Genomic DNA, 5,616 nt, shown 5'->3' on the forward strand with positions numbered 1-5,616 from the left:
CCTACTCCAGCAAACGCAGATGCTACATCGTGATATTCTTTATCTTCTGTTGTACCATCTTCTTTAAAGCCTTTAACCGTGAATGTAGGAGCGGTCCATTGACCTTCTTCATATTTAGCGCCACCACCTAAATAAGTTGCAACACTCTTATTGGTCGCAAAAAGCTGGTTACCCGTCACTGCATCCGTCGAGCCAGATTTAATATCCCCATCTAATAGAGATGTAAGCTTGCTATTTGTCTTCGCATCCCCTGAGCCATGCGTTGCAACAAAGGCTTTAGCCGTTTCACTCCACAACAAGGAATCACCTTGAACTGATTGAGTAATATTACTTATTTTTTCATCAAACTTTTTGACCTCATTAGACAGATGCGTATTTACATTCTGGACACTCGTATCAAGACCCGCAAACGCACTTCCAACATCGTTATAAGTATTATCCGTTACCGCACCATCATTAGTAATAGTAGAGATTTTATAAGAAGGAGCTGTCCATGTGCCATTTTCATACTTAGCATTACCACCAAAATATGTTGCTACCTGATCGCCCAATTTATGAAGCTGGTTACCCGTTACTGCATCCGTCGAGCCAGATTTAATGTCCCCATCTAATAGAGATGTAAGTTTGCTATTTGTCTTCGCTTCACCTGATCCATGCGTTGCAACAAAGGCATTCGCCGTTTTGCTCCAGTTCAAGGAATCACTTTTCACATCGGCAATGTCTTTGCCTATTTCATTCTTAATATTCGTAAAAGAGCTACCTACACCGGAAAACGCTTCCGCTACATTACCATAGCTTTTCTCTTCATCATGGCCTTCAGAATTGATTATTTTAACCTTGAATGTAGGAGCTGTCCATGTGCCATTCTCATATTTAGCGTTACCACCTAAAGATTTTGCAACTTTATCACCTAGGGTATGAAGCTGATTACCCGTTACAGCATCCGTTGAAATAGCAGAAATATCTCCATTTTGGAGAGATGTAATCTTGCTGTTTTCTTTCTTGTCTCCATGTATCGCTACAAAAGAACCTTTGGACTTATCCCACAACAAAGCGTCATTTTTAGCAGCCGTAATGTCCTTTTCAATCTCTTTGCTAATTTCATCCTTAATATTATTAAATTTATCTTTAACATTCTCGAATGAAACACCAACACCGGCAAAGGCAGATGCGACACTGTCATAAGTCGAGTCAGAAACACTGCCATCAGATGCAAATTTTTTAACCGTGAATTTAGGTGCTGTCCACGTGCCATTCTCATACTTAGCATTACCACCTAAAGATTTTGCAACACTGCTTCCTAGGGTATGAAGCTGAGAACCATTTATGGCATCAGTTGAGGTTGCTGTAATGTCTCCATTTTTAAGAGACGTAATCTTGCTACTTGTATTCTCTTCACCATGTGTCGCCACAAAGGCATTCGCCGTTTTGCTCCAAATTAAAGAATCACTTTTTTCACCAGCAATTTCTTTTGTAATCTCATTCTTAATATTCGTAATGGAATCACCAACACCGGCAAAGGCAGATGCGACACTGTCATAAGTCGAGTCAGAAACACTGCCATCAGATGCAAATTTTTTAACCGTGAATTTAGGTGCTGTCCATGCGCCATTTTCATACTTAGCATTACCACCTAAAGATTTTGCAACACTGCTCCCTAGGATATAAAGCTGGGAACCATTTACAGCATCGGTTGAGCCTCCTGAGATCCTACCAGGAGAAACATCCAAAAGAGTCCGAGATTTACCTTCACTATTCTTAATAGTTAACTTCGTTAATGGTGAGCTAGCAGCAATACTTACCGCCCTGTCTTCATCCGCTCGGCTTAGTGATGGGAGTGAACTCCTCATAAAAGGAAGGTTGCCTCTGTCTATATTCTCATGCTGATCATACCCTTGAGATAGATTATTTTGTTTCTTCTCAATGACAGGAGACTCTTTTATTTCAATAATCTGATGATTCAAACTTGTGAAATCATTCTTAGCGCCAGAAAATGCTTCCACTACATTCTCATAACCTTCACTGCCCAAAAATGCAGTATCAAAAGCATTTTTAGTTTGAAAGTTAATATTATATTTTAAGTTTTTGAAGTTTTCTTCACCCCCCATACCTGCAGAGCCACTCTCTTTGTATAATTTACTGCCAACGATATAGGCTGGCGGAATACCTTTAAGCACATTTGTAGCACCACTAAAATCGTTTGATACGTCATTTACAATATGAGCAGTAGCAAAAACAGGAAAAAGGGTTGATAAAAAAACAATCACTGAAGCCACTGAAAGTGCTTTAATAAAAGGTAATTGATAAAACAAGCAAGAATTTTTAAAACCATTCACCACTGGCGCCTTTGATGTGGTACATAATTTTTTCATAATAAATTCTCCAAGTAAGAAAAATATATCAAGAACATTAAAAAGACATATTTCAGCACTAAAGGTAATTTGAGGATTTGTTTTTCGTCTGTTCTTTATAAAGCTTAGGTTTTTCGCAAAGATTGAAAGGAGCAGATTAGAACTCCGATGAGATTACGATTAACGTTGATTAATAGTTTGGTTAGTGAGGTTTTGGTTTATTCTGCCTTTAAGCAAGTTGTTTGTTTGTAGTAATTTCTGAATTTGCGGGTAAGAATAGAGAATGAAAGGGACATATTTGTACGCTACTGTTAGATGTGTGATTTATAGTTATTTGAAATAAAAGAGTTCGTTTTGTATGCTTAATGGACAGTGAATATTTATGAGGGAAAGGTTTATGTCATTTAGACCGCGTGACAAGTTCAGGTAAAACTTTTATAGGATTATTGTGGTTTTATCACAAGAACAAGTGATTTGTTTCTTGATTTCTCGAGTCATTTTCCTTGAAAGATTTTAGAGCAAAATGACGACAATCGTGTGATTCTTTCATAACTTTCCGCACCTCCCTTTGCGAGAATTTTTTTGTTCTGTTTGTTCCAGAATGAGTCTTATAGAATTTTAAACAAAATAGCAAGGAGAAAAATGAATTTAATTATTTTTACAGAATGAGTCTTTCTGATTTATGTAACGTAAAATTCTCTATAATAAAAATTCATAACTTTTACGCGTTATAGACTTATGTAGAGGTTCTGTTTTACAGTCAGTTTGAGGTATCTCCGTTTTGTCCAAAATGAGTCTTAGTTTCATTGCCACTGCTGTGTACAGAGAAATAATTAAAATAGTAAAAAGTGAGATTTTTTTGTTTCTTTAAGCATATCCCCCCAATGGATATTTTTTATTAATGAAATTATAAAACGTACAGTTTTAAAATACTGTGCAATTATGCACTCTATCAATTTATATGATAATATTACTCTGCATTTGTAAAATTTTTATTAAAGCGCTTCATTTTTTACTCAATTCAATCTCACTAAAATTATTCCTATAGAATATATTGTGATGAGACTTTATAAGTATATTACTCTGATAATATAAATTCGCCCTTGTCTGATAAGACAAGGGCGAAACTTCGCTTAAATTGTAGTTTTTCATATTCTCTGGTGTTATTTTAATTTTAGAGTTATTCCACCACCTACACCCCACTTACCGCCAGCACTGGTTGCTGATAAATTAGAACGAATCTTGCCATCTTCAGATGTATAACCTGCACCAATCGCAAAGGCAGATTGTCCACGCCAAAAACCGCCACCAAATGAAACACTCACAGATCCTGGATCATCGAAGTAACGTAAGTTAGACACTGCCAAACCAATCGCTGCTGCTTGCCTAGCCTCTTTGCGCACATTCGTAATATCATAACTTAGTGCGTCAAACTTCATATCGGTATAGGATTTCGCCTCGTTAACACCTTTACTGACTTGATCAGCCGTATATTTGTTCGCATCATTAAGAACTATCTTCATCTGCTCTTCAGTATAATCATGCAACTGACCACCATTAACAGCTTCCTTAGAACCTTTCTCAATCCTACCATCCGCTACATTGTCTATCAGGACAGGGTCACTGTCATTAACACCTTTTAGAGTGATGCTATTGGTTTTCTTTCCGCTATCATCGGTATCATAGCTAACCGCAATATCCACCTTTTTTTCAATGTTTGTTACCCTGTTTGTAACGCTGTTTACCTTGTTTTCAACTTCTGTTACCCTGTTACTCATCTGTGAAAACTGATTGTCAGTCACCTCATAAGTTGACTTTTCTAAAATTTCACTAGGAGCAACAGTTACCACGGTTGAATTATCCTCCTCATCCATAGAATTTTCCGCCTCATCTATGATAAGAGGTAAGCTTCTTAGAAGACGTGCGCTTCTCATAAAAGGAAAGCCAGCTGTAATATTCTGCCTATCACCACTCCTCGGTGGAACCTCTGTTTCACCAACACCAAGGCCATTATTTATCTTAACAATACCAAGATTCAAAGTTGTTAAAGCATTATTCACACCAGCAAATGCATCTGCAACGTTCTTATAGCTTTTCTGAGTCTCATTACCATCCTTATCAAAGACCTTAACTGTAAAAGTAGGATCATTCCACGTTGCAGAGTCATCATATCCAGCACCACCGCCGAAATAACTCGCAAATGCCTGAGCCATAAAATAAAGCTGGCCACCATTTACTGCTTCGGTCGATGTTGCTGTAAATGCACCACCCCTAATCCCAGAGAGAATTCGTGGAGCATTTACACTGTTTGCAATATCTATTCTATTACCAGCTTCATTTCCACCAATCGTAATAAGTCCAGCGCTATTTTGCTTAACAAGGTTATTCCCTGCCGAATTAATGACTATATTTTCAATCTTTTTATCAAGATTCGTGAAAGAACTATTTACGCCTGTAAAGGCATCTGCAACATTATGATAGCTCTTTTCAGCTCCATTACCATTCTTATCAAAAACCTTAACTGTAAAAGTAGGAGCATTCCAGTTTCCATCTGCATCATATCCAGCATTACCACTGAAATAGCTAGCAACTACATTGCTCATAGCATAAGCTTGAGAACCATTAATTGCATCAGTCGATGTTGCTGTAATAGAACCAGCATTAACACCTGAAAGAGTCCGTGCTGCATTATTAACGTTCGCAATACTTACCCTCGTTCCACTCACTTTTCCACCAATGGTAATAAATCCACCTGCATCTTGCTTAACAAGATCATCACCTGTCCCATTAATGACTATATTCTCAATCTTTTTATCAAGATTCGTGAAAGAACTATTTACGCCTGTAAAGGCATCTGCAACATTCTTATAGTCTCTTTCAGCTCCATTACCATCCTTATCAAAGACCTTAACTGTAAAAGTAGGAGCACTCCAGTTTCCATCTGCATCATATCCAGCATTACCACTGAAATAGCTAGCAATCATATTGCTCATAGCATAAGCTTGAGAACCATTGATTGCATCAGTCGATGTTGCTGTAATAGAACCAGCATTAACACCTGAAAGAGTCCGTACAGCATTATTAACGTTCGCAATACTTACCCTCGTTCCACTTACTTTTCCACCAATGGTAATAAGCCCCGTATCATCTTGCTTAACAAGGTTATTTCCTGCTGAATTAATGACTACATTTTCAATCTTTTTATCAAGATTCGTGAAAGAACTATTTACGCCTGTAAAGGCATCTGCAACATTATGATAGCTCT

The 5,616-nt window shown here is 37.5% G+C and carries 1 protein-coding gene and 1 pseudogene; both read right to left on the bottom strand.

Features of this window, described 5'->3' with window-relative positions:
- Window positions 1–2,372: pseudogene (locus tag ACFIMU_RS08390) on the bottom strand (hypothetical protein); the annotation flags it as partial.
- A 1,142-nt stretch (window positions 2,373–3,514) separates the two neighbouring features.
- Window positions 3,515–5,616: YadA-like family protein (locus tag ACFIMU_RS08395; RefSeq protein ID WP_375697012.1), on the bottom strand; the 2,102-nt coding region annotated here is incomplete at its 5' end.

The sequence above is a fragment of the Bartonella sp. AC70YNML genome (genome assembly GCF_042196545.1).
In the GTDB taxonomy this organism is placed as follows: Bacteria; Pseudomonadota; Alphaproteobacteria; order Rhizobiales; family Rhizobiaceae; genus Bartonella.